At 70.6% G+C, this 23,963-nt stretch carries 21 protein-coding genes; 6 read left to right on the forward strand and 15 right to left on the reverse strand.

Translation table 11 applies throughout. The features are described 5' to 3' along the window. Positions 1-4: 4 nt before the first annotated feature. Positions 5-625 carry a hypothetical protein gene (locus tag ACIQNU_RS29800; protein ID WP_401372306.1) on the reverse strand — a complete coding sequence of 207 codons (621 nt, stop codon included), beginning with the start codon at positions 623-625 and terminating at the stop codon, positions 5-7. 114 nt (positions 626-739) lie between these two features. Beyond that, positions 740-1,045 carry a WXG100 family type VII secretion target gene (locus ACIQNU_RS29805; RefSeq protein WP_401372308.1) on the reverse strand — a complete coding sequence of 102 codons (306 nt, stop codon included), beginning with the start codon at positions 1,043-1,045 and terminating at the stop codon, positions 740-742. 244 nt (positions 1,046-1,289) lie between these two features. Between ACIQNU_RS29805 and ACIQNU_RS29810 the strand changes: the two genes are divergently transcribed. Next, a complete protein-coding gene (locus ACIQNU_RS29810) occupies positions 1,290-5,900 on the forward strand; it encodes an FtsK/SpoIIIE domain-containing protein (protein WP_401372310.1) in 4,611 nt (1,536 codons plus the stop codon). Positions 5,901-5,990: 90 nt separating this feature from the next. On the opposite strand, the gene ACIQNU_RS29815 is transcribed toward ACIQNU_RS29810, so the two are convergent. Both ACIQNU_RS29815 and ACIQNU_RS29820 read right to left on the reverse strand, forming a co-directional pair. Further along, the gene (locus ACIQNU_RS29815; RefSeq protein ID WP_401372438.1) at positions 5,991-7,829 is read right to left on the reverse strand and encodes a protein kinase; all 1,839 of its coding nucleotides are present in this window, start codon (positions 7,827-7,829) and stop codon (positions 5,991-5,993) included. A gap of 285 nt (positions 7,830-8,114) precedes the next feature. Further along, the gene (locus ACIQNU_RS29820; protein ID WP_401372440.1) at positions 8,115-8,927 is read right to left on the reverse strand and encodes a menaquinone biosynthetic enzyme MqnA/MqnD family protein; all 813 of its coding nucleotides are present in this window, start codon (positions 8,925-8,927) and stop codon (positions 8,115-8,117) included. 383 nt (positions 8,928-9,310) lie between these two features. On the opposite strand from ACIQNU_RS29820, the gene ACIQNU_RS29825 reads away from it, so the two are divergent. Then, positions 9,311-9,514: a cold-shock protein gene (locus tag ACIQNU_RS29825; protein WP_006138897.1), complete on the forward strand. Its 204-nt coding sequence runs from the start codon at positions 9,311-9,313 to the stop codon at positions 9,512-9,514. A 165-nt stretch (positions 9,515-9,679) separates the two neighbouring features. Here the strand turns inward: ACIQNU_RS29825 and ACIQNU_RS29830 are convergent, their stop codons facing one another. Together ACIQNU_RS29830 and ACIQNU_RS29835 are read right to left on the reverse strand one after the other, a co-directional pair. After that, positions 9,680-11,224, reverse strand: coding sequence for an alpha/beta hydrolase (locus ACIQNU_RS29830; RefSeq protein ID WP_401372311.1), 1,545 nt, complete (start codon positions 11,222-11,224; stop codon positions 9,680-9,682). A gap of 106 nt (positions 11,225-11,330) precedes the next feature. Continuing rightward, a complete protein-coding gene (locus ACIQNU_RS29835) occupies positions 11,331-13,214 on the reverse strand; it encodes an AMP-dependent synthetase/ligase (RefSeq protein WP_401372442.1) in 1,884 nt (627 codons plus the stop codon). A gap of 190 nt (positions 13,215-13,404) precedes the next feature. Between ACIQNU_RS29835 and ACIQNU_RS29840 the strand changes: the two genes are divergently transcribed. Continuing rightward, complete coding sequence (locus tag ACIQNU_RS29840; RefSeq protein ID WP_401372313.1) at positions 13,405-14,292, forward strand: MaoC family dehydratase; 888 nt, start codon at positions 13,405-13,407, stop codon at positions 14,290-14,292. Positions 14,293-14,355: 63 nt separating this feature from the next. Here the strand turns inward: ACIQNU_RS29840 and ACIQNU_RS29845 are convergent, their stop codons facing one another. The 4 genes from ACIQNU_RS29845 to ACIQNU_RS29860 form a co-directional block, all read right to left on the reverse strand. Further along, positions 14,356-14,709 (reverse strand): DUF4229 domain-containing protein, encoded by a 354-nt coding sequence (locus ACIQNU_RS29845; RefSeq protein WP_401372315.1) that lies wholly within the window; start codon positions 14,707-14,709, stop codon positions 14,356-14,358. Between the two features lie 75 nt (positions 14,710-14,784). After that, entirely contained in the window at positions 14,785-15,309 is a 525-nt protein-coding gene (locus tag ACIQNU_RS29850) for a GNAT family N-acetyltransferase (protein WP_401372317.1), read from the reverse strand. Between the two features lie 27 nt (positions 15,310-15,336). Beyond that, complete coding sequence (gene mqnE / locus ACIQNU_RS29855) at positions 15,337-16,500, reverse strand: aminofutalosine synthase MqnE (protein WP_401372444.1); 1,164 nt, start codon at positions 16,498-16,500, stop codon at positions 15,337-15,339. 49 nt (positions 16,501-16,549) lie between these two features. Beyond that, on the reverse strand, positions 16,550-17,005 hold the full coding sequence (locus tag ACIQNU_RS29860) for an Lrp/AsnC family transcriptional regulator (RefSeq protein ID WP_030351341.1): 456 nt from the start codon (positions 17,003-17,005) through the stop codon (positions 16,550-16,552). A 160-nt stretch (positions 17,006-17,165) separates the two neighbouring features. On the opposite strand from ACIQNU_RS29860, the gene ACIQNU_RS29865 reads away from it, so the two are divergent. After that, positions 17,166-17,303: a hypothetical protein gene (locus ACIQNU_RS29865; protein WP_401372319.1), complete on the forward strand. Its 138-nt coding sequence runs from the start codon at positions 17,166-17,168 to the stop codon at positions 17,301-17,303. 47 nt (positions 17,304-17,350) lie between these two features. On the opposite strand, the gene ACIQNU_RS29870 is transcribed toward ACIQNU_RS29865, so the two are convergent. From ACIQNU_RS29870 to ACIQNU_RS29880, 3 genes are all read right to left on the reverse strand, one after another. Beyond that, the gene (locus tag ACIQNU_RS29870; protein WP_401372321.1) at positions 17,351-18,067 is read right to left on the reverse strand and encodes a UbiX family flavin prenyltransferase; all 717 of its coding nucleotides are present in this window, start codon (positions 18,065-18,067) and stop codon (positions 17,351-17,353) included. A 93-nt stretch (positions 18,068-18,160) separates the two neighbouring features. After that, a complete protein-coding gene (locus ACIQNU_RS29875; RefSeq protein WP_401372323.1) occupies positions 18,161-18,979 on the reverse strand; it encodes a family 1 encapsulin nanocompartment shell protein in 819 nt (272 codons plus the stop codon). Next, positions 18,976-20,094 carry a Dyp-type peroxidase gene (locus tag ACIQNU_RS29880; protein ID WP_401372325.1) on the reverse strand — a complete coding sequence of 373 codons (1,119 nt, stop codon included), beginning with the start codon at positions 20,092-20,094 and terminating at the stop codon, positions 18,976-18,978. The genes ACIQNU_RS29875 and ACIQNU_RS29880 overlap by 4 nt, the downstream gene beginning before the upstream one ends. Before the next feature lie 355 nt (positions 20,095-20,449). On the opposite strand from ACIQNU_RS29880, the gene ACIQNU_RS29885 reads away from it, so the two are divergent. Then, positions 20,450-21,028: a rhomboid family intramembrane serine protease gene (locus ACIQNU_RS29885; RefSeq protein WP_401372445.1), complete on the forward strand. Its 579-nt coding sequence runs from the start codon at positions 20,450-20,452 to the stop codon at positions 21,026-21,028. 48 nt (positions 21,029-21,076) lie between these two features. Here ACIQNU_RS29885 and mqnP read toward each other — a convergent pair whose 3' ends face one another. Further along, positions 21,077-22,000: a menaquinone biosynthesis prenyltransferase MqnP gene (mqnP, locus tag ACIQNU_RS29890; protein WP_401372327.1), complete on the reverse strand. Its 924-nt coding sequence runs from the start codon at positions 21,998-22,000 to the stop codon at positions 21,077-21,079. After that, positions 21,997-23,448: a menaquinone biosynthesis decarboxylase gene (locus tag ACIQNU_RS29895; protein WP_401372329.1), complete on the reverse strand. Its 1,452-nt coding sequence runs from the start codon at positions 23,446-23,448 to the stop codon at positions 21,997-21,999. Before ACIQNU_RS29895 ends, mqnP begins: the two co-directional genes overlap by 4 nt. Positions 23,449-23,536: 88 nt before the next feature. On the opposite strand from ACIQNU_RS29895, the gene ACIQNU_RS29900 reads away from it, so the two are divergent. Continuing rightward, on the forward strand, positions 23,537-23,941 hold the full coding sequence (locus ACIQNU_RS29900) for a PLD nuclease N-terminal domain-containing protein (protein WP_401372330.1): 405 nt from the start codon (positions 23,537-23,539) through the stop codon (positions 23,939-23,941). Positions 23,942-23,963 lie beyond the last annotated feature (22 nt).

Raw genomic sequence — 23,963 nt, forward strand, 5'->3', positions numbered from 1 at the left:
CGCCTCAGTCCTCGGTTCCCCTCGATTCGGCTTCCACCGGGACGACTTGCATACCGGCCACCAGATCGTCGGTGATCCGAATCAGCTCGTCGTGTTCGTGCACTCGCTGCCAACTGACGGTGACCACGACGATGGAGTCGAACCCCGAGGGAAAAACGGCGTATTTGACGAACTCACCGAGCGGACGACGTTGACCGAACATGCCCTTGACTCGCACCAACGCGTGCACGCGAACCGCCTGCCCCGCAGCGTGATCGAGGTACGTGACTTCCGGATCACCCGCAATGGTCGCGTTGGACCAGTCCAGGAGGAGAGGCGTGACCTCGCTGGGCGAGGGCCTCGGCACACCGTCCTCGCCGTACGAGTCGACCCTGAGATCGGCCAGCGCGACCACTCCGGGCGTGTAGTAGGCCGCGGTCATGATCGGGTCGTCACTGTTGAGGCCCATCGCCCGGTCGACCAGGTCGTCGAAGAGTGTGCGGCTGTCGACCGACAACCCGGAGGGGTCGAACTCTCTCATCACAGCGCCCGCGAGTCCCATGGCCTCGGCCCTTGTGCCGCCTTCCAAGGTCAGGCCGACCCATCCGTCCTGAAAGCTGAAACGGCACTCGTAGTCGTCAGCCACAGGGGCACTGCTCTCCATCGCGTTCTTGAAAGCCGCTTCGAGAAAAACCCGGTGCGACGGGTCGCCTTCGATGGCGTGCCCGTCGCACCGGGATGTTCCAACTGCCCCGCAGGGTCAGCCCTTGACGCCCTTGGCCAGCTCGTTGTCCAGGTCCTCGTACGCCTTGGCGGCGTTCGTCAGGAACTTGGCCATGCCCGTGAGGCCGTCGATGGTGTCCTTGGCGCCCTTCTTGAACTCGGTGAAGGAGTCCTCGAAGGCCTGCGAACCCTTGCGGGTGGTGTAACCGTCCTTGACGAGACCCTGGATGTAGCGCTCCAGCGCGTCCAGCTTCTCGTCGATCTTGTCCTTGGCGTCCGTCAGCTTCCCGGCCGCCTTCTCCATCTCGTCATATGTGATATCCGCGTCTTTGCCGCCGGCCATGTGGCGTCCTCCCTCTCAACTTGCCCCAGGGCCAACCCCCGTGGCTCCGGTCGCGGAGATGATGCGATCGTCCGCTGAGCCGTCAGCTTACGCACGACGCTTGCACGAGCACACCCCGCGCCTGCAACAGCCCAGGAACAGTTATCCACAGGCCGCTGCCCCCGTGTCGCACCGAGCGGCTAAGGTCAAGGACATAGGTGGACCGCGTGTCGGAAGCGGTCACGGGGGCCTCGGGAGGACGATCGTGCGCCTGACTCTGACCGTCGTCGATCCGCTCGGCGGCGCGCAAGCCGACGTCGTGCTCGACGCCGATCCGGAGTCCCCGGTGGGGGACATCGCGAAGGAACTGGCGGCCCATGTCGGCTATGCCGGTGGAGCGCAGATCATCCCGATCGGCCAGCACCAGGCGGCCGGTGGGGGTGCGCCGGTCGCGTACGTCGACGGTTTCCCGGTCGATCCGACGGCCACGATCGGTACGTCGCCGCTGCGTGAGGGAGCCGTCGTCAGCCTGCACGACCCGGCGGGCTGTCTGCCGGGAGAGCCGACCGGCCTGGTCGAACTGCGGGTGGCGAGCGGCCCCGCCGCGGGGTCGGTCCACCGCCTCGGCATCGGGCGGTACGACATCGGCAGCGGCCCCGCCTCGTATCTGCGGATCGACGACCCGGAACTGCCCCAGCGGGCACTCACGTTGTCAGTTGCAACCGATGGAACCTGCCAAGTCGCCGTACATGGGGACAAGGACGGCACCACCCTCGACGGCGAGAAGATCGAGGACCTGGAGAACTCCGCGGACTTCGACGGCTCGAAGAACGGCGCCAAGGGCGGCACCTGGCCGCTGGGCGCGCAGGTCGCCGTCGGCAACACCCTCCTCGAACTGGACCGCTATCAGCCGCCGAACGCCGCGCTGAAGTGGTCCGAGGACGGCGCGGGCCTGGACTACAACCGCCCGCCGCGCCTCTCGCCGCCCGAGCGGCAGACCCGGTTCAAACTGCCCGCTCCCCCGCGCGACTTCGAGGCGCGCCCCCTGCCCTGGCTGATGGCGCTGACGCCGCTGGTCGGCGCCTGCGTCGCGGTAATGATCTTCGGCCGCTGGTACTACATGATCATGGCGCTGCTCAGCCCCCTGATCCTCTTCGGCAACTACTTCATGGACAAGAAGCACGGCCGGAAGTCCCATGCGAAGCAGGTCAAGGAGTACAAGGAGCACAAGGCGCGCATCGAGAAGGACGCACAGGACGCCCTGGTCACCGAGCGCGTCGACCGGCGCCAGGCGGTGCCCGACCCGGCGAGCGTCCTGTCGATGAGCACAGGCCCCCGCACCCGCCTCTGGGAGCGCCGCCGCACCGACCCCGACCATCTGCTGCTGCGCGTGGGCACCGGACAGCTCCCGTCCGAGGTCGTGCTCGACGACCCGGAGCAGGACGACCACAAGCGCGAGGTCACCTGGACCATCGAGGACGCCCCGGTCGCCATCGCGCTCGGCGACCGCGGAGTGATCGGCGTCGCGGGCCCCGGCGACGCCCCGCAGGCCATCGGCCGCTGGATCATCGCCCAGTCCGCGGTGCTGCACAGCCCGCTGGACGTCCAGTTCTACGTCCTGACGGAGAACAGCGCCGAGACCACCTGGGACTGGGTCCGCTGGCTCCCGCACTCCCGCCCCTCGGGCGGCCAGGACGCGAACATCCTGATCGGCACCGACGCCGAGACGGTCGCCGCCCGCATCGGCGAGCTGACCCAACTCCTCGACGCCCGCCAGAAGGCCTCGAAGGACAACGGCCGACAGCAGATGTTCAGCGACCCGGACATCGTGGTCGTCTGGGACGGTTCGCGCCGCCTCCGCTCGATGCCCGGTGTGGTGCGGCTGCTGCGCGAGGGCCCGTCCGTCGCGATGTACGCGGTCTGTCTGGACGCCGAGGAGCGGTTCCTGCCCGGCGAGTGCCAGGCCGTCGTGGTCGCCGAGCCCCGGCCCGACCTGGACTCCGACCCGTCCCCCGCCGGCACGCCCGCGACGCCCGCGCCCGCGCCCCCCGGCGGCTTCCCGTCCTTCCATGCCTGGCACGCGGCCGATGCCGACGACAGCGGCACGGGTTCGGACAAGCCGCTCGAACTGCGGCTGCGCGTCGAACAGACCGGCACCGCGCGCGTCCGCAAGGTCCGCCCCGACTTCGTGTCGGCGGCCTGGTGCGCCCGGCTCTCCCGGTCGCTGTCCCCGCTGCGGGACATCAGCGGCGAGACCGAGGACTCGGCGCTGCCCGGCTCCAGCCGCCTCCTGGACGTCCTGCAGTTGGAGCCGCCGACGGGCGACGCGATCACCGCGCGCTGGCGCATGGGCGGCCAGTCCACGATGGCCGTGGTCGGTGAGTCGTACGACGGTCCGTTCGGCATCGACATCCGCCGGGACGGACCGCACGGCCTCATCGCCGGTACGACCGGTTCCGGTAAGTCGGAGCTGCTCCAGACCATCGTCGCCGCGCTCGCGGTGGCGAACACCCCGGAGAACATGACGTTCGTCCTCGTCGACTACAAGGGCGGATCGGCGTTCAAGGACTGTGTGAAGCTGCCGCACACCGTCGGCATGGTCACCGACCTCGACGCCCATCTCGTGGAGCGCGCCCTGGAGTCCCTGGGCGCGGAGCTGAAGCGGCGCGAGCACATCCTGGCCGCCGCGGACGCCAAGGACATCGAGGACTACCAGGACCTGGCGCGCCGCGACCCGTCGCACGCGCCGGTGCCCCGGCTCCTCATCGTCATCGACGAGTTCGCGTCGATGGTGCGTGACCTGCCCGACTTCGTCACCGGCCTGGTGAACATCGCCCAGCGAGGCCGCTCCCTCGGAATCCACCTGCTCCTCGCGACGCAGCGGCCGAGCGGTGTGGTCTCGCCGGAGATCCGCGCCAACACCAACCTGCGGATCGCGCTGCGCGTGACGGACGGCGGTGAGTCCAGCGACGTCATCGACTCGCCGGAGGCCGGGCACATCTCCAAGAGCACCCCGGGGCGCGCGTATGTCCGCCTCGGGCACGCCTCCCTCGTGCCGTTCCAGTCGGGCCGTGTCGGTGGCCGCCGCCCCGGCGCCGCCGATCCGCAGCTCCTCGCCCCCTGGGCGTCCGCGCTGAGCTGGGAGGACCTGGGCCGGGCCACGCTGGTGAAGCCGAAGGCGGAGGCCCGCGAGGAGGAGGAGATCACCGACCTCAAGGTCCTGGTCGACGCGGTGAACGACGCGAACGCCACGCTGGGCATCCCCCCGCAGCACAGCCCCTGGCTGCCGGCGCTCTCTGAGACCCTGCTCCTGGACGACGTCCCGCAGCCCGCGGCCCCGGCCACGCCGTCCGCGCTGACGCCCGCCGCGTTCGGCATCGAGGACCTGCCCGCCGACCAGGCCCGCAGGCCGGTCGTCGTGGACTTCGCCAGCTTCGGGCACCTCCTCATCGGCGGCGCCCCGCGCAGTGGCCGCTCGCAGATCCTGCGGACCATCGCGGGCTCCCTCGCCCGCACCAACTCCACGGCCGACGTCCATCTGTACGGCATCGACTGCGGCAACGGCGCGCTGAACGCCCTCACCCGGCTCCCGCACTGCGGCGCGGTCGTCGCCCGTAACCAGACGGAGCGGGCGGTCCGGCTGATCACCCGCCTCAAGGCCGAACTGACCCGCCGCCAGGACCTGTTGGCGGACCAGGGGTACGCGGACATCGGTGAGCAGCGGGCGGCGGCGGCCGAGGAGGACCGGCTGCCGCACCTGGTGATCCTCCTGGACCGCTGGGAGGGCTGGCTGCCGACGCTCGGCGAGTACAACCACGGTGAGCTGACGGACGAGTTGCAGACGATGATGCGCGAGGGCGCCAGCGTCGGCATCCACGCGGTCATCACCGGCGACCGGCAGATCCTCCTGGGCCGCATGGCGTCCCTGACGGAGGACAAGTACGGCCTGCGGCTCGCGGACCGCTCCGACTTCACGATGCTCGGCATCAACGCCCGCAAGGTCCCCGAAGAGATCCCGCCGGGCCGCGGCTACAAGAACGAGGCGGGTACGGAGACACAGTTCGCGCTCCTCGCCGAGGACACCACGGGCCAGGGCCAGGCGGCGGCGCTCGGCGCGATCGGCGAGGCGGCGGCGCAGCGGGACACCGATGTCCCGCGCGCGCGGCGGCCGTTCCGGGTGGATGTGCTGCCCACACGCGTGGGGTTCACGGAGGCGTGGGAGATGCGGGACCCGGAGGCGTCCCGTTCGAAGCTGTGGAGCCTGGTCGGTATCGGCGGCGACGACATCATGGGCTTCGGCCCGGACCTCTCGCAGGGGGTGCCGACGTTCGTGGTGGCAGGCCCGGCGAAGTCCGGCCGCAGTACGACCCTCATGAACATGGCCCGCTCCTATCTGGAGCAGGGGGTACGGCTGGTGATCGCGGCGCCCCGGCCGTCGCCGCTGCGTGAACTGGACGGCAGGGAAGGCGTCCTGAAGGTGTTCACGGACGACGACATCGAGAGCGACGACTTCAACGAGGCGACCGAGTCGGCGACGCCGGACGAGCCGATCGTGGTCCTCGTGGACGACGGCGAGATCCTGGAGGACGCCGACTGCGAGCGCGAGTTGAAGCGGCTGGTGCAGCGCGGCGGTGAGCGGGGCCTCGCCCTTGTCATCGCGGGCGACGAGGAAGAGGTCTGCGGCGGCTTCTCCGGCTGGCAGGTCGAGATGAAGAAGGGCCGCCGGGGCCTGCTGCTCTCGCCGCAGGACTCGGGCGCGGGCGAGCTGATCGGTATCCGTACGACCCGCAGCATGGTCGGCGGCCCCATAGCCCCCGGCAAGGGCCTGCTGCACCTGGGCGACGGCGAACCGCTCACGGTGACGACGCCTATGTGACGGGGGGGCAGGGACGGCAGGCGGCGGGTGGAGGGTGGCGGGGTGGGGCGGGGGTGGGCAGGGGGGAGGGGGAGGGGGGAGGGGAACCCCCTATTCGACCTTGTCCATCCGGGCCTCCGGATCCCCGGCCTCCGGATTGTCCGTCCGGTACGTGAGCTGGTCGCCCTTGGGTGTGAGGCGGACCTCGTGGTCGCCGGTCGTGCATTGGGAGCCGTTGGAGTCGGCGGCGCGGCCGGTGGCGACGATGCCGTCGGCGGTGGCCTTCTTCAGGATGAGTACGGCGTCGCAGACCCCGCCGATCGGGTCGGTCTGCCGGAAGGTGCCGAACTCCTTGCCGACCACGCCCTGGCGGACGGTCACCCGGAAGGTACCCATCGGCAGCGACCCGTCCAGCGCGACACCGGGACCCTCCCAGGTGCCGAGGAAGGACGCCGGTACGGAGGTGGCGGCTCCGTCGGGGCTGCTGCTGGTGGGCTGGGGTGCGCCCGTGGCCGCCGGTGGCCCGCTGCCGGTGTCGTTGCTGCTGTCGCTGTCCCGCCCCGGCAGCAGATCGAAGACGAACACCGATCCGACGGTGACGGCGGCGAGCGCTCCGGCCACCGCGAGGGCGACCGTACAACTGACCCTGCGGCCCCGGCCGTTCGGCCCTCGGGACGCGGCGAGGGTGAAGGACAGCCCACCGGAACCGGAATCCGGTCCGGACCCCGGACCCGGCCCGGCGCCAGCCCCCACCCACTCCTGCGCACCGGCGATTCGCGGCGAGGGCACCCCACCCCGGGCCACCTCACCGGCCGCCTCACCGGCCCCACCAGCCCCACTCACCCCACCGTTCGTATACGGCCCGGCCCCCTGCCCGTACGAGGGGTCCGGTGGCCCGAACACCCCGCCCGCCGGCACCCCACTGACCGACACCCCGCTGAACGACACGGGCCCGGAGTGCCCGGAAACCTTGTCACCCCCATACGCAAAGCCCCCGCCCCCAACCGCACCCGCACCCGCACCCCCACCCGGCGGCACATCCCCGGTCGCCTCCAGGTCCAGCAGCCCCACCGCCGACCTGCTCACCTGTTCGACCAGCGGGCCGGGGAGCCAGCCCGTCGAGATCAGGCGGGCCGGTCCCTCGGGGGTCAGCCGGTGGGCGAGGTCGGCGGGGGTCGGCCGGGCCGCCGGGTCCTTGCTGAGACAGGCGGCCACGGTGTCGCGCAACGCACCCCGTACCGCGCCGAGTTCGGGCTCCTCGTGGACCACCTTGTACAGCAGTGAGGCCGACGAGTCACCGGGGAAGGGGGGCGCGCCCGTGGCCGCGTAGACGAGGACCGCGCCGAGTGAGAAGACGTCGGACGCGCCGGTGGTGCCCTTGCCGAGGATCTGTTCGGGGGCCATGTAGCCCGGGGACCCGAGGGAGACGCCGGTCGAGGTGAGCGAGGCGGTGCCGTCCGTGGCGCGGGCGATGCCGAAGTCGATGAGGCGGGGGCCGTCCAGGGCGAGCAGCACATTGGACGGCTTCACGTCGCGGTGGACGAGCCCGAGCGCGTGTACCCGCGCCAGCGCCTCGGCGAGTCCGGCGCCGAGCACCCGTACGGTGTGCTCGGGCAGCGGAACGGGGCCTTCCGGGCCGTTGACCGCGCGGGACAGCGAGGGCCCCGCGACATAACCCGTGGCCACCCAGGGGACGGACGCTTCGGGATCCGCGTCGAGTACGGGCGCCGTCCAGTCGCCGCCGACCCGCCGGGCCGCGTCGACCTCCCGCTGGAAGCGGGCGCGGAACTCCTCGTCCAGCGCGAAGTGAGGGTGGACGACCTTGACGGCGACGGTTCGGCCGCCGGCGCTGCGGCCCAGATAGACCCGTCCCATGCCGCCCGCGCCGAGCCGGCCGAGCAGCCGGTAGGGCCCGACGGTCGTGGGCTCGCCGGGATCCAGCGGTTGCACGGTGCTCGGCTGCACGGTGGTGGCCTCCCCCAGAAGCACGGATCCGCGCCCGGAGCCGGGTCCGCGCGCACAGCGGCCAGCGTAGTGCGGACCGCCCCGCGCGAAGACCTGGCCCGCGGCCCGCCGCGCCTCTCCCCCTACCACCCCGTAACTCCGCACCGCCAAAGGCGAGTTGCCGCGCAAATACCACGACGGCAATCCCCGAAAGCCTGCCGAAGGAAAAACAAACGGGGATACGGGGATTACGCACCGGCGAATTCGGCCGCGACCCCCGCCACGGCCCGGCTACGGCTCCAGCAGTCGCACCTTCACATCCGCCGGGAACCCGGTCGTCGGCCCCACCCGGCGGGCGAACTCGGAGACGGCGGCGAGCTGCGGCGCGGCGAATCGGAAGTCGAGCGTCGTGAAGTACCGCTCCAGGGTCTCCTCGTCGAATGTCTCCCAGCGGGCGGCCTGCTCGGCGACCTTGGCGACCTCTTCGAGGGAGACGTCCCGCGAGGCGAGAAACGCCTCGTGCACCTGCCGTACGACGACGGGCTCGCGCTCCACGTAGTCGCGGCGGGCCGCCCACACGGCGAAGACGAACGGCAGGCCCGTCCACTCCTTCCACATGGTGCCGAGGTCGTGCACGTCGAGGCCGAGACGGGGCGCGTAGTGCAGGTTCGCGCGCAGCGCGGCGTCGCCGATGAGGACGGCGGCCTCCGCCTCCTGCATCATCAGGCCGAGGTCGGGCGGGCACGTGTAGTAGTCGGGCCGGACCCCGTGGCGCTCCGCGAGCAGCAGCTGGGCGAGCCGGACGGAGGTACGGGACGTGGAGCCGAGGGCGACCCGGGCGCCGTCGAGCCGGTCGAGGGGGACCTGCGACACGATCACGCAGGACATGACCGGGCCGTCGCAGCCGACGGCGATGTCGGGCAGGGCGACGAGCTGGTCGGCGTGTTTCAGGAACTCCACCAGGGTGACCGGGCCGATGTCGAGGTCGCCCCTGATCAGCCGCTCGCTGAGCTTCTCCGGGGTGTCCTTCGACAGCTCCAGGTCGAGGAGGGTGCCGGTCCGCGCGAGGCCCCAGTAGAGGGGCAGACAGTTCAGGAACTGGATGTGGCCGACGCGCGGCCTGGTACGGCGAGGGCCCGGACGGGGGGTGGTGTCCGGGCCGCTGAGAGATTCCGCGGGAGAATTGTCCACATCGGGAGGCTAGCCCCCAGGGGATACGGTGCACGGCCCAGGGTGCCGGTGGGGTCCGGCGGGGCTTCGAACGTCAACCCGATCGGGGTCACTCAAACATCCGGGTGACGTGATCTTGGCCTCTATCGCTTTCGGGAGCCACCGTGCTAGGCTCGCCGCAAGTTGCAGTTTGGTTTCCCTTGCAGTACAAAGCCTGCGGAGCATGTAACCCGCAGGCTTTTGTCGTTTTCAGACTTTTGCAGTTGTCTCAACAGCAGGTTCTGGAGCAGGGCAACCCTTTGGCCCAAGGAGGGCTTATGGCTACCGGAACCGTGAAGTGGTTCAACGCCGAAAAGGGCTTTGGCTTCATCGCCCAGGAAGGCGGGGGCCCCGACGTCTTCGTCCACTACTCCGCGATCAACGCTAACGGCTTCCGCTCCCTTGAGGAGAACCAGGCCGTGAGCTTCGACGTCACGCAGGGCCCGAAGGGTCCGCAGGCGGAGAACGTCACCCCGATGTAACTCGGGGTCCCGAGGCCACTCGGGATCTGATCCGGAACGGATGCTGTACCCAAGGAGCCCTGCACCTCCCGCCCAGGCGGAAGGCAGCGGGGCTCCTGCCTTTCCCTCCGGGGGCTCCGGGGGCTATGCGCGGAGGTACGTCCGCCGCACCGGGCGGCTGTCCCGTCACCGGGGCGTCAGGTCGTCGGGTGTCTCCGGTGGGGCGGAGCAGGATGAGCCTGTCGGGGGGAGGTCGCCTGTGAGGAAGAAGGTGTCGACCTTGTTCCTGACGCACTTCGATGACAGGTACGCTCCGTGCCCCTCGCCCCGGTTGTCCAGGACCACCGCCGCATCACCGAGCCGCTTCGCCGTCTCGACCGTCCAGCGGTACGGGGTCGCCGGGTCGCCCCGGGTGCCGACCAGGAGGAGCTTCGGTGTGGGGACGTTCCGTATCGTCCGGATGAAATCGGTGCCCTTGGGTTGACCCACGCACTGGAGTATCCGGCTGAACTGCGCCGCGCCGAACACCGGTGACACGTCCTCGTACTGCTGGAGCAGCCGGGCGTACTTGGTCTCGTCGCCGAGGTCGGCCGCCGTCATCCGGTCGGGGTCGTCCGCGCAGTTGATCGCGGTGAGGGCGGTCTCCGGGTTGTCCGAGGGGACGGTGGGTTCCGGGGCGCGCGACACCGATGCAGGGGCGCCGCCGAACATCAGGCCCGAGGGGTCGCCGTTGTCGATCAGGTCGTTCAGTCCTCGGGACAGGTAGGGCCAGTTGGCCTGTTCGTAGAGGGCGGCGCCGAGCGTGTTCACGAGGTCGGGGCCCGCGAACTCGAAGCCGTCGCCGAGTGGGATCGGGTGCGCGTCCAGGTCCCGTACGAGCGCCACGATCTTCTCCCGCGCATCGCGGGAGTTGGAGCCGAGCGCGCAGTCCTTGCGCGCCGCGCACCAGGCCGCGAAGTCGTTCAGGGCGGTCTGCTGGCCCTGGGCGCCCACGAGGCCCTGCTCGGTGAGCGGTTCGGTGAGCGTGTCGACGCCGTCGAGGACCATCCGCCCGACCTTGTGCGGGAACTGCGCCGCGTACACCGCGCCGAGCCGGGTCCCGTACGAGAAGCCGAGGAAGTTGAGTCTGCCGTCGCCGAGTGCCTGGCGCATGACGTCCATGTCGCGTGAGACGTTCATCGTGCCGACGTACGGGAACACCGGTCCCGACGCCTTGCGGCACGCGTCGTAGTACGCGGTGGCCGCCTTGAGCAGGGCGTCGGGGGCCATCCCCGCGATGTCGGGGCGCTGGGCGCTCCCGCAGGTCACCGGGGAGCTGCGGCCTACTCCGCGCGGGTCGAAGGTGACGACGTCGTAGGCGTCGGTGAAGTCGTTGAAGGTGCGGCCGAAGTCCGCGAGGGCGCTGATGCCCTCACCGCCGGGTCCGCCGAAGTTCAGAAGCAGCGACCCCTTCGGGTGCGGGGTGCCGGCCGCGATCTTGGCGAGGGCTATGCCGACCGTGCCCTTGCCCGGGTCCGCGTAGTCGAGGGGGACGGTGACCGTGCCGCAGCGCATGTCCTCCGGGTTGTCCGGCAGCCCTTCGCAGGGGCCCCAAGTGATCCTCTGGCCGTAGAAGCGGGTCAGATCGGGTCCTGCGCCGACCGCCGCCGCCGACGGGGACCCCGTGACCGCGGAACCCGCCGCCGTCAGGGTCAGGACGGCGGCAGCGGCGACCACGGAGCGTGCACGCATGGCGACCTCCTGAAAGGTGCCCCTGGGCATCAGGGTAGGGGCGGGTCCGGCGGGGCGCCTGTTCACTCACTCTCCGTGATCACACGACAGTGAGTGAGCGGAGCCCTCACCGCCGGTACAACCCCTCGATCACCCCCGCGAAGTCCCGCTCGATCGCGCCCCGCTTCACCTTCAGCGACGGTGTCAGATGCCCCGACTCCTCCGTGAAGTCGACCGGGAGGACCGCGAAGCGGCGGATCGACTCGGGGCGGGACACCTGTTTGTTGGCGTCGTCCACGGCGCGCTGGAGGATGTCGAGGAGTTCCGGATCCCGGGTCAGTTCATCGGCCGTGGCGGTCTTGCGTCTCATCCGCTGCCAGTGCGCGATCCCCTCCGCTTCGAGGGTGATCAGCGCGGTGATGTAGGGGCGGTTGTCGCCGACGACCAGGCACTGTCCGACCAGCGGATGCGCGCGCAGCCAGTCCTCCAGGGGCGCCGGGGCCACGTTCTTGCCGCCGGTGGTGATGAGCAGGTCCTTCTTGCGGCCGGTGATGGTGAGGTATCCGTCGGCGTCGAGCGCGCCCAGGTCCCCCGTGCGCAGCCATCCGTCGGGGCTCGCCGGTGTGACGCCGCCGGCCCCCGGGTTCCAGTACCCCCGGAAGACCTGGCCGCCGCTGAGCAGCACCTCACCGTCCCGCGCGATCCGCACCCGCGTACCGGGAAGTGGCCAACCCACCGTGCCCATACGGGGTTTCAGAGGCGGCGTTACCGTCGCGGCTGCCGTCGTCTCGGTGAGCCCGTACCCCTCGAAGATCTCGATTCCGGCGCCCGCGTAGAAGGAGGCGAGCCGGTGGCCCAGCGGGGAGCCGCCGCAGATCGCGTACCGCACCTTGCCGCCGAGCGCGGCGCGGATACGGCGGTAGACCAGCGGATCGTAGAAGGCGCGGGCGAGCCGGAGGCGGGTCGTGGGGCCGGGTCCTGTGCCGTGCCGCTGCCGCTCGACGGCCTCCCCGTACTGCTGCGCGACGGCCGCCGCGCGGTCGAAGGACGCGGCCCTGCCCATTTTCTCGGCGGTGGCCCGGCCGGTGTTGAACACCTTCTCCAGGACGTACGGGATGGCCAGCAGGAAGGTCGGGCGGAAACCGGCGAGATCGGGGAGCAGTTCGTCCGTGGCGATGGCGGGCGCGTGGCCGAGCCGGACCCGGGCGCGCAGACAGCCGACGGCGACCATCCGCCCGAACACATGGGCGAGCGGCAGGAAGAGCAGGGTCGACGCGGGCTCGTCGGTGAGGGACTTGAAGACGGGGTGCAGGAGTTCGATCGCGTTGTCGACCTCGGCGAAGAAGTTGCCGTGGGTGAGCGCGCAGCCCTTGGGGCGGCCGGTGGTCCCGGAGGTGTAGACGAGGGTGGCGAGGGTGTCGGGGCCGAGCACGCCCCGCCGTACGGAGACCTCCGCGTCCGGCAGGTCCCCGCCGCGCTCGGCGAGTTGGCCGAGGTGGTCCTTGTCGAAGACCCACAGGTGCCGCAGGTCGGGCAGCCGGTCGCGCTCGGGCCCGAGCGCGGACGCCTGTTCGGGGGACTCGACGGCCAGGGCGACGGCGCCCGAGTCCTGGAGGATCCAGCGGAGCTGGAAGGCGGACGAGGTCGGATAGACCGGCACGGTGACCAGCCCGGCGGCCCACGCGGCGAAGTCGAGCAGCGTCCACTCATAGGTCGTACGGGACATGATCGCCACCCGGTCGCCGGGCCGCAGCCCTTCGGCGATCAGGCCCTTGGCGACGGCGAGCACCTGCCCGGCGAACTCGGCGGCCGTGACATCGGCCCACGCCCCGGTGGGTCCCTTGCGGCTGAGGACGACGTCGTGCGGGGCGTCACGGGCGTTGTCGAAGGGGATGTCGGCGAGCGAGCCATGGGTCACGGGGGCGACGAGCGGCGGGACATACGCCTCGCGGACCTGACCGTCGAGCCGTTTGAGTTCGGGTGCGGTGCTGCGGACCGGGCGGCGGGCCAGGTCGGGGACTCGGTCGGGGACTTGCTGGTAGGCGTCGTCGGAGATGTGGCGGTGGGAGTCGTCGGGGACCTGGTGGCGTGACACGGGCGGCTCCTTGTCGTGCCGGGGCATGAGACTCGTCTCGACCAGCTCCTGACCCCTGAGTAACCTTACTCAGAAGTAAATTTAGGGCCGAGGGGTGAGTTGGACAATGGCCAAGGGTCATCTGCGCGTCACGGGCACAACAGCGGACCGTTTCCCCACAGAAACCCCGTCACTACTTCCGTCCTTCATACGCGGCGCGTCCCGCTCACCGTTCAAACGGCCGCGCCCCGACGCCCCGTTACCGTCCGGCCGCATCACGCTGTCCGCCCTCCGCGCCGACACCGGACGGCTCGCCGCCTACGAGCGTGTCTGCGGGTTCGCGACCGGGCGGGACGCGCTGCCGGTGACGTATCCGCACGTCCTCGGGTTCCCGCTCGCCATGCGGCTGATGTCCGCACGCGACTTCCCGCTGCCGCTGCTCGGCCTGGTCCACACATCGATCGAGATCACCCAGCGGCGGGCGATCGGCCCGTCCGAACCACTCGAACTCACCGTGTACGCGGAGGGGTTGGCGGCGCATCGGAAGGGTACGGAGGCGACTTTGGTGACCGGGGTGCGGGTGGGGGGTGCGGGGGTGTGGGAGTCGCGCAGTACGTATCTGGCGCGGCACAGGACTCGGGCGGCGGACGTCGTGGCTACCGCCGGTACCGGCTTCGAAGCGCTGCCGGTTCGCGCGGAGTGGCGGCTCGCCGGGGATCTCGGTCGGCGTTACGGCGCCGCGTCAGGGGACCGCAACCCGATCCATCTGCACCCGCTGAGCGCCCGCCTCTTCGGCTTCCCGAGGGCCATCGCGCACGGCATGTGGACGGTGGCCCGCTGCCTCGCGGCCCACGGCACGGACGGTCCCGTACAGGTGCGGGCCGACTTCAGGGCGCCGGTGCTGCTGCCGGGGACGGTGACGTACGGGGCGCGCGGACCGGCGTTCGACCTGCGGAGCGGTGAGGGCGGCGGGCGGCTCCATGTGCGGGGCGAGGCACGGCCGTTGGAGGGCTGAAACCGAACGCCTGGGACGAGAACGGCGCCCCGGATTCCGGGGCGCCGTACGGAAGAGCGGGTGTCAGCCGGCCTGAGCGGTGCGGCCGGTGCTGGCGCTGGTGCCGCTGCCGGTGGTGCGGTTCTGCGCGGCGGTGGCGCGGGCCGCGTCGTCCGCCAGGTCCTCCTGGGTGCGGTTCGCCTCCATGCTCGCCTTCGCCCGGTCGATCCGGCCGACGACCTGCTCGGACGCGCGGTCGCGCTGTCCCCGCAGGAGGACGAAGCTCAGGGGCGCCGAGATCACCATGGCGAGCAGGAGGACCCACAGGAGGTTGGAGCCGCCGAGGCCACGCGGGAGTACGCCGGCGTAGACCAGGCCCCAGACCACCACGAAGGAGCCCGCGAAGACTCCGAGGCGCATCAGCGTGTAGCGGAGCATGTCAATCCACTCTTCCGTTCAGAAAATGGGCGCCTTCCCAGTGAAGCACGGGGCCTTTGGCGAGCGGGACTCGGGTCAGGCCAGGGTCAGCAGCATGGTGATGTCGTCGCGGTCGTCGCCCGGCGCCACCCTGATCCCGCCGGGCACCCGGCCGACCTCCTTGTAGCCGCACGAGCCGTAGAAGCGTTCGAGCCCGTGGCCGCCGCGGCAGCCGAGCCGTATCGCGTCGACGCCGTCCAGGCCGCGCGCCGCCCGCTCGACGGCGGCCATCAGGTCGCGCCCGTACCCCTTGCCCTGGTGCCGTGGATGCACCATCACCGTGTACAGCCACACCCAGTGCCGCATCAGCCGGTGGCTGTTGTGCGCGAGGAACGCGGTCGCGGCGACGGCGCCGGTGTCGTCCCGGCCGACGAGCAGCCGGGTGCGCCCCTCGGCCATCGACGTGAGGTGACGCAGCCACTCGGGCCGGATGTCGTCGGTGGTGACGGGCGGGACGAAGCCGACGGCGCCGCCCGCGTTCGACACGGCCGCCCACAGGGCGAGCACGCCGTCCCGGAGTTCGGGCGCCGCGGGCGGGTCCAGTTCGAAATGGAGCGTCATGGGACAGGTACTCGGTCTCTCTTGCCGTCAGACCCGCATGGCCTGCGGGGTCTCACGACGATCCGGGTCCGGACCGTCGTACTCGCGGATGATCTCGTACCGCGTGTTGCGCTCGACCGGGCGGAAGCCCGCGTCCCGGATGAGGTCGAGCAGGTCCTCGCGGGTCAGCTTGTTCGGCGTACCGAAGTTGTCGGCGTCGTGCGTGATCTTGTACTCGACCACCGAGCCGTCCATGTCGTCGGCGCCGTGCTGGAGGGCGAGCTGGGTGGTGTGGATGCCGTGCATCACCCAGAAGCATTTGACGTGCGGGACGTTGTCGAAGAGGAGCCGCGAGACCGCGAAGATCTTCAGGGCCTCGGCGCCGGTCGCCATGCTGGTGCGGGCCTGGAGGCGGTTGCGGACCTTGCCGTCCTTCATGTCCACGAAGTCGTGCTGATAGCGCAGCGGGATGAAGACCTGGAACCCGCCGGTCTCGTCCTGGAGTTCGCGCAGCCGCAGGACGTGGTCGACGCGGTGGCGGGGCTCCTCGATGTGCCCGTACAGCATGGTCGAGGGGGTCTTCAGACCCTTCTCGTGCGCCAGGCGGTGGATCCGCGACCAGTCCTCCCAGTGGGTGCGGTGGTCCACGATGTGCTGGCGGACCTCCCAGTCGAAGATCTCCGCGCCGCCGCCGGTCAGCGACTCCAGACCGGCGTCGATCAGCTCGTCCAGGATCTCCGACGCGCTCAGCCCCGAGATGGTCTCGAAGTGGTGGATCTCGGTGGCCGTGAACGCCTTGAGCCCGACGTTCGGCAGGGCCTCCTTGAGGGCCTTCAGCGAGCGCGGGTAGTAGCGCCAGGGCAGCGTCGGGTGCAGGCCGTTGACGATGTGCAGCTCGGTGAGGTTCTCGTTCTCCATGGCCTTCGCCAGGCGGACGGCCTCCTCGATCCGCATCGTGTACGCGTCCTTCTCGCCCGGCTTGCGCTGGAAGGAGCAGTACGCGCACGAGGCGGTGCACACATTCGTCATGTTGAGGTGCCGGTTGACGTTGAAGTGCACCACGTCACCGTTCTTACGGGTCCGCACCTCGTGCGCGAGGCCACCGAGCCACGCCAGGTCGTCGGACTCGTAGAGCGCGATCCCGTCCTCACGGCTCAGCCGCTCGCCGGCCGCGACCTTCGCCTCCAGCTCCCGCTTGAGCCCCGCGTCCATGCCCTTCACGTCCTACCTCTTCCTGTGAGCGACCTGCACCACCGTACGCTCAGACCTCTTCGGGCAGCTCCCCGACCCGGTTCTCCCACTTCGTGGAGAGCACGATCGTGGTCCGTGTACGGGACACGCCCTTGGTGCCGGACAGCCGGCGGATCGTCTTCTCCAGTCCGTCGACGTCGCTCGCGCGCACCTTGAGCATGTACGAGTCGTCGCCCGCGATGAACCAGCAGTCCTCGATCTCGCCCAGGTCCCGCATGCGCCGCGCCACGTCCTCGTGGTCGGCGGCGTCCGACAGGGAGATGCCGATGAGGGCGGTGACCCCGAGGCCGAGCGACGCGGAGTCGACGGTCGCGCGGTAGCCGGTGATGACGCCGGCCGCCTCCAGACGGTTGATCCGGTCGGTGACGCTGGGGCCGGAGAGGCCGACGAGGCGGCCGAGTTCGGCGTAGGAGGCCCTGCCGTTCTCCCGCAGGGCCTGGATGAGCTGCCTGTCCACGGCGTCCATAGGTCCGATGCCTTTCATTGTTCAGCCGTCCCGCAAGTTTACGTGTAGAATCTAAGGCATGCAGGGGTGAAACCCTGCGAATCTCTCAAGATTCGCGAGATTTTCCCGCGAATCATCACCCGGCGAAGCTTCGCCGCATCGCCGTAGACACCTGTTTGGAGTGAGCGTCCCCGTGTACACGATCGAGATGGCCTACGCCCGTATGCGTGAGCTTCAGGAGCTGGCCGACCGCTCGCGTGCCCACCGGCCCACCACGGCGCGCCGCGCGGGTAAGAAGCCGTCCGCGAAGAAGCGCTAGCCCTTGATCCGGGGCGAGCCCGGCCGGGTGGCACCTGCGGGAGTACGTCATTCCGGCCGTGTGCCACGGCCCAGTTCTCCCACCCAGCGGCGGTACAGCCGGTGCGGCACCCCGGCCGCGTCCAGCGCCCGCCCGGCGACGAAGTCCACCAGATCCTGGATGTGCGTCGCCCCCGCGTAGAACGCCGGTGAGGCGGGCAGCACGACCGCGCCCGCCTCGTCCAGCGTCACGAGATGCCGCAGCGTCTGCCCGTTCAGCGGGGTCTCCCGGACGGCGACGACCAGCCGCCGCCCCTCCTTCAGCGTCACGCTCGCCGTGCGCTGCAACAGGTCCTTCGACAGGCCCAGCGCGACCCCGGCCACACACGCCGTGGACGCGGGCACGATCAGCATGCCGCGCGTCGGGTACGAGCCCGACGACGGACCGGCCGCGAGATCACCGGCGGCCCAGTGGCGTACGGCGTCCAGATCCGGTGCCGGGAAGGTGCCCGGCTTGCCGTCCGCGCCGCGCGTCAGCCACTCGCGCAGATCGTCCCGCCAGTGCGCGTCACGGAACGCGATGCCCGTCTCGTCGAGGAGGGTCAGCCGCGACGCGCGCGACACGATCAGGTCCACGCTCTCGCCCGCGGCGAGCAGGGCCCGCAGTACGGACGCGGCGTACGGGGTCCCCGAGGCGCCCGACACCCCCACGACCCAGGGCCGCCGCTCGCCCGGCCCGCGCCGCTCCCCTGTCTCCGTCTCGTGCTCCGTCTCCTGCTGCTCCACAGGTCCGAGCCTATCCGGCGTCCCGGGGGAGGGGATCGGGGGCCGAGGGGGCGGTGCCCTGATGGTCGACGGACTCGGTTACTCCGGACTCGGTTACTCCGGATTCGGGGGTGCGGCCGGGGACAGGGGCACGATCGCCTCGCTGGTGTGGACCAGGAAGGTCAGGGACTCCTGGAAGTACAGGGTGATGCTGGTCGCGTCGTGGGACAGGTAGCCGATGGACAGGTCCTGGCCGAGGCGCAGTTCGAAGTCGCCGCCGCGCGCCGAGAGCAGGAACGCGCCGTCGATCGCGGGCGCCCACACGATCTCGCCGTCGAGCAGCCGGGCCAGATGCTCGTGGATCGGGTACCCGTGGTCCGATGTCTCGCTGACGGCGGTGTACGCGTCGGCGCTCAGCGCGAGCGTGTACGGGCCGCCGACCCCGGCGAGCCGCAGCTCCGACACGGCCTGGCTGACCGCGTCCGGGTAGGCGCGGGCGTCCCCGGGGAGCACCAGCGGCGGGTTGGACGAGCTGGCGCGGATCCCGGTGATGCCCGCCGCCGAGTACCCCTCGAAGATCGCGCGGTCCTCGGCGAACGCGATCCGCCGGGCCGCCTCCTTGACCGGCTGCCAGTCCGCGTCCTGCGCACCCCGCTCCACGTCGTCCACCTGCTGCCGGTGCACGGTGAACGGAACCCGCAGCTCCACCATCGGATGGGCGATCCGGGTGTGCGCGACGACGTCCTCGGCGGGCGGTGCGACGGGCGTACGGTGCCCCGTGCCGACGGCGGCCAGCTCGGGCCCCGCCGCGTCCGGCACGTCCACGATGCGGCGCGCGGCGACATGGCGCTTGAACGTGCGCCGCGCCTCGTTCTCCAGATCGGCCCAGGCGGCGGCGGAGATCGGGGCGAGTTCGCGGTGCAGATTGTTCATGACAGCGCGCTCCTCTTCAGGTCGCCGATTCCGAGGGAGTCGTCGGCGGGGACGGGGATGGCGGGAGTGGCGGAGACGGGGGCGGGCTCGGAGACGGGGGCCGGCTCGAAGGCGGGCTCGGTGGTGGCTTCCTGTGCGGCGGACGCGCCGGGTGCGGGGGGCGGGTCGTCGAGGAAGTCGGCGGTCGGCGCGTAGAACAGGGTGCCGGTGACGGCGGTCGAGAAGTCCAGGATGCGGTCGTGCGTGGACGGCTCACGCCCCAGGAACATGTTCCGCAGCATCTCCTCGGTCACCTCCGGAGTCCGCGCGTACCCGATGAAGTACGTGCCGAACTCGCCCTGCCCCGGGCTGCCGAACGGCATGTTGTCGCGCAGGATCTTCCGCTCGGTGCCGTCGGGCTCGGTGATCGTGGTGAGGTCGACATGCGAACCGGGCGCGTCCAGCTCGACATTGGTGAGCTTCGTCCGCCCGATGATCTGCTCCTGCGCCTCGACCGGAAGCCCGTTCCAGCCGTCGAGATCGTGCACGTACTTCTGCACGACGACGTACGAGCCGCCCGCGAAGTCCGCGTCCTCGGCGCCGACGAGCGCGGCGTCGTCCGCCACCGGCCCGGTCGGGTTCTCGGTGCCGTCCACGAAGCCGAGCAGATCGCGGAAGTCGTAGTACGCGAAGCCCGTGACCTCGTCCCGGACGGTGACCGAGCCCCGCAGCCGCCGCATGATCTGCGCGGCCAGACCGAAACAGAGGTCCTGTCCGGTGGCCCGGATGTGGAAGAGCAGGTCACCCGGGGTGGCCGGGGCGTGGTGGCGGGCGCCCGTCAGCTCGGTGAAGGGGTGCAGCTCGGCCGGGCGCGGGCCGTCGAACAGCCGGTCCCACGCTGCGGATCCCACCCCGGCCACACAGCTCAGCCCGTCGTCGGGCCGTCCGAATCCAAGGGCGCGCACCAGCCCGGAGAGATCGGCGAACAGATCGCGTACGGCGTCCTCGCCGCCCGGGTCGACGGTGAGGACGAGAAAGTGTGCGGCCCTGGTCAGCGGGCCGAGGACGTCCTGCGGAACGGGTTCCGAGGTCGGCACGGTGGATCCTCCCGGTCTTCGTTCCGGCACGTCGGTCATTCCGGTCACTCATTCCGGTCATTACGGGAGGAACGCGTTCCGTACCGGACGGCACCAGCATGCCCGCAGCCGCCGGGGCCTGCATCCCGTACGCGGCACCGGACGGAACCGGACGGAACCGGCTGGAACCACGGCGGAGAGCCGGGCGTTGAGGAGGACAGGGACGGAAGAAGCGGGGCGGGGAGCCGGTCGAAGAGCGCGGGCGGAACGGGCGAGGGGAACGGGGAGGACACCGATGGCATACGACACACCGAGGCCGTACGGGCCGTACGGCACCCCGGGCGAGCGGCCGGGCGGCGGGCGGTTCCGTGGCGGGAGCGGCGGGACCGGCGGGAGCCTGCGCGGTGCGCGGGCGATGACGGCCGGCAAGGTGATGGTGGCCTGGGTGGCGCTGCTGTGGATCCTGGAGGGCGTCGACACGGCGACGAACCACGCCCTCGACACCTACGGCATCACACCGCGCCGCTTCACCGAGCTGCGGGACATCGTCCCCGCGGCGTTCCTGCACGGCAGCTGGGACCATGTGGCGTCCAACAGCGTGCCCCTGCTGGTCCTCGGCTTCATCGCCGCCCTCGCGGGGATACGGAGATTCGCCGCCGTCGTCGCCACGGTCATCGTGGTCAGCGGCCTCGGCGTCTGGCTGACGGCGCCGCCGAACACGGTGACGCTGGGCGCGTCCGGTGTGGTCTTCGGCCTCTTCGGCTATCTCCTGGTGCGCGGCTTCGTGGACCGCAGACCGCTGGACATCGTGGTGGGTGTGATCGTCGCCGCGATCTACGGCTCGATCCTGTGGGGCGTACTGCCGACGGACTCCGGTATCAGCTGGCAGGGCCATCTGTTCGGGCTGATCGGCGGCGTCCTCGCGGCCTTCGTGTTCCGACGGCCCCGGGAGATCCCGGCGGCACCGCGCACGGCACCTCCGTACATAACCTGACCGGCCGAACGGGCCACCGGACCCTCGGACCCTCGGACTCTCAGACCGTCAGACCGTCAGACCGCGCACCAGCAGGTCGAGCAGCGCGCACACGAACAGGGCGATCCCGATGAAGCCGTTCGTGGTGAAGAAGGCGCGGTTCAGGCGGGAGAGGTCGTGCGGGCGGACGATGGAGTGCTCGTAGAGGAACGCCACCGCGACGATCACGAGACCGAGCCAGAAGAAGAACCCGGCACCGGTCGCCAGCGCGTACCAGACGAACAGCGCCATGGTGATCACATGGCACACCCGGGCGCCGTACAGCGCGGCCGGAATACCGAAGCGGGCCGGGACCGACTTCACCCCGTGCGCGCGGTCGGCCTGGACGTCCTGGCTTCCGAAGATCAGGTCGAAGCCGCCGATCCAGATGCCGACGGCGAGTCCGAGGATCACCGCGTCCCAGTCCCAGGAACCGGTGATCGCGAGCCAGGCGCCGACCGGGCCCATGGCCTGGGCGATGCCGAGGATGGCGTGCGGGAAGTTCGTGAACCGCTTGCCGTAGGGGTAGACGACCATCGGGACGACCGCGATGGGCGCGAGGGCGAGACAGAGGGGGTTGAGCAGGGCGGCGGCGCCGAGGAAGAGGACGACGGCGACGAGGGCACCGGTCCACGCGGAGCGTACGGAGACGGCGCCGGTGACGATTTCGCGGCCGGCGGTGCGGGGGTTGCGGGCGTCGATCTCGCGGTCGATGATCCGGTTGCAGGCCATCGCGAAGGTCCGCAGCCCGACCATGGCGAGGGTGACGAGCAGGAGCCGGCCCCAGTGGATGTTCCGGTCCCACTGGAACATGGCGGTGAGGGCGGCGATATAGGCGAAGGGCAGCGCGAACACGGAGTGCTCGATCATGACGAGCCGCAGGAACGCCTTGACCCTGCTGTCCGGTGCGGCGGATCCCGATCCTCCGATGAGCCCTTCGGCGGCGGAACTCACAGGCCGTACTCCTTCCAGCGCCGGTCGACCGTGGCCGCCGTCTCCGGGTCCGGCAGGACCATGTCCGGCCAGCCGCCGTCACGCGTGTAGCCCTCCTCGGGCAGCTTCCTGGTGGCGTCGATTCCGGCCTTGCCGCCCCAGAACTGCTGGTAGGAGGAGTGGTCGAGGTGGTCGACGGGGCCTTCGACGACGGACAGGTCGCGGGCGTAGTCGACATTGCCGAGGGCGCGCCAGGCGACCTCGAACAGATCGTGCACGTCGCAGTCGGAGTCCACGACGACGATCAGCTTGGTCAGGGACATCATGTGGGCGCCCCAGATGGCGTGCATGACCTTCTGGGCGTGCTTCGGGTACTTCTTGTCGATCGAGACGATCGCGCAGTTGTGGAAGCCGCCGGCCTCGGGGAGGTGGTAGTCCACGATGTCCGGCACGACGATCTTGAGGAGGGGGAGGAAGAACCGTTCGGTGGCGCGGCCCAGGGGGCCGTCCTCCAGCGGGGGGCGGCCGACGACGGTCGACTGGAGGAGCGGGCGCTCGCGCATGGTGACGCAGTCGATGGTGAGCGCGGGGAAGGGTTCCTGCGGGGTGTAGAAGCCGGTGTGGTCGCCGAAGGGGCCTTCGGGGAGCGTCTCGCCGGGTTCGAGCCAGCCTTCCAGGACGACCTCGGCCTGGGCGGGGACCTGGAGCGGCACGGTCTTGCAGTCGACCATCTCGATGCGCTTGCCCTGGATGAAACCGGCGAAGAGGTATTCGTCGATGTCGCCGGGGAGGGGGGCGGTGGAGGCGTAGGTCACGGCGGGCGGGCAGCCGAAGGCGATGGCGACGGGCAGCTTCTCGCCCCGGCGGGCGGCGACCTGGTAGTGGTTGCGGCTGTCCTTGTGGATCTGCCAGTGCATGCCGATGGTGCGGCGGTCGTGGCGCTGGAGCCGGTAGAGCCCGAGGTTGCGGATGCCGGTGTCCGGGTCCTTGGTGTGGGTGAGGCCCAGATTGAAGAAGGAGCCGCCGTCCTGCGGCCAGGTGAACAGGGCGGGCAGCGCGTTCAGGTCGACGTCGTCACCGCGCAGCACCACCTCCTGCACGGGTCCGTCCTTGACCTTCTTCGGCGGTACGTGGGTCATGGCGCCGAGCTTGCCGAAGGCCTCGCGGACGCCGGTGAAGCCGTGCGGCAGCTCCGGCTTGAGGAGGCCGCCGATCCGGTCGCTGATCTCCGCGTACGACTTCAGGCCGAGGGCCTTGAGGAGGCGGCGGTCGGTTCCGAAGACGTTCATCGCCAGGGGCATCGAGGATCCCTTGACGTTCTCGAAGAGGAGCGCGGGGCCCTGGGCCTTGTTGACCCGGTCGACGATCTCCCCGACCTCCAGGTGCGGGTCGACTTCGACCTTGACTCGCTTGAGATCGCCCTCGCGTTCCAGTGCGCGGAGCAGGGACCGAAGATCGTCGTAAGCCATGCGGTCCAGTATCCGGTACCGGTTACCCTGGCCCCGTCACCGGGGCCGCGCTGCGGCCCACCGTCACATTCCGGGGGTTCGGACCACCATGCTCAGGCTGCTGCCCACTCTGCTGGTACTGGCGCTGTGGATCTACGCGTTCATCGACTGCCTGAACACACCGGAGGAAGAGGTCAAGCACCTTCCGAAGGTGGTGTGGGTGATCATCGTGCTGCTCTTCGGCACGGTGCTGATCGGCCCGATCGCCTGGCTGGTCACGGGCAAGGTCCGCAAGGCCCCCGCCGGCGGTGCGACGCCTTCGGAGTGGCACCGCAACCACCGCACGGAGTTCGTCGCCCCCGACGACAACCCGGACTTCCTGAACTCCCTCAAGGAGGAGAACAGGAAGGACGAGGCCCTGCTCAAGGACTGGGAGGCGGACCTCCGCCGCCGCGAGGACGACCTGCGCCGCAAGTCGGACACCCCGGAACCGGAGGACGACCCCAAGTCGTAGTGATCCGGGGGGGTCCGGCGGC

This window comes from Streptomyces sp. NPDC091292 (genome assembly GCF_044757265.1).
In the GTDB taxonomy this organism is placed as follows: domain Bacteria; phylum Actinomycetota; class Actinomycetes; order Streptomycetales; family Streptomycetaceae; genus Streptomyces.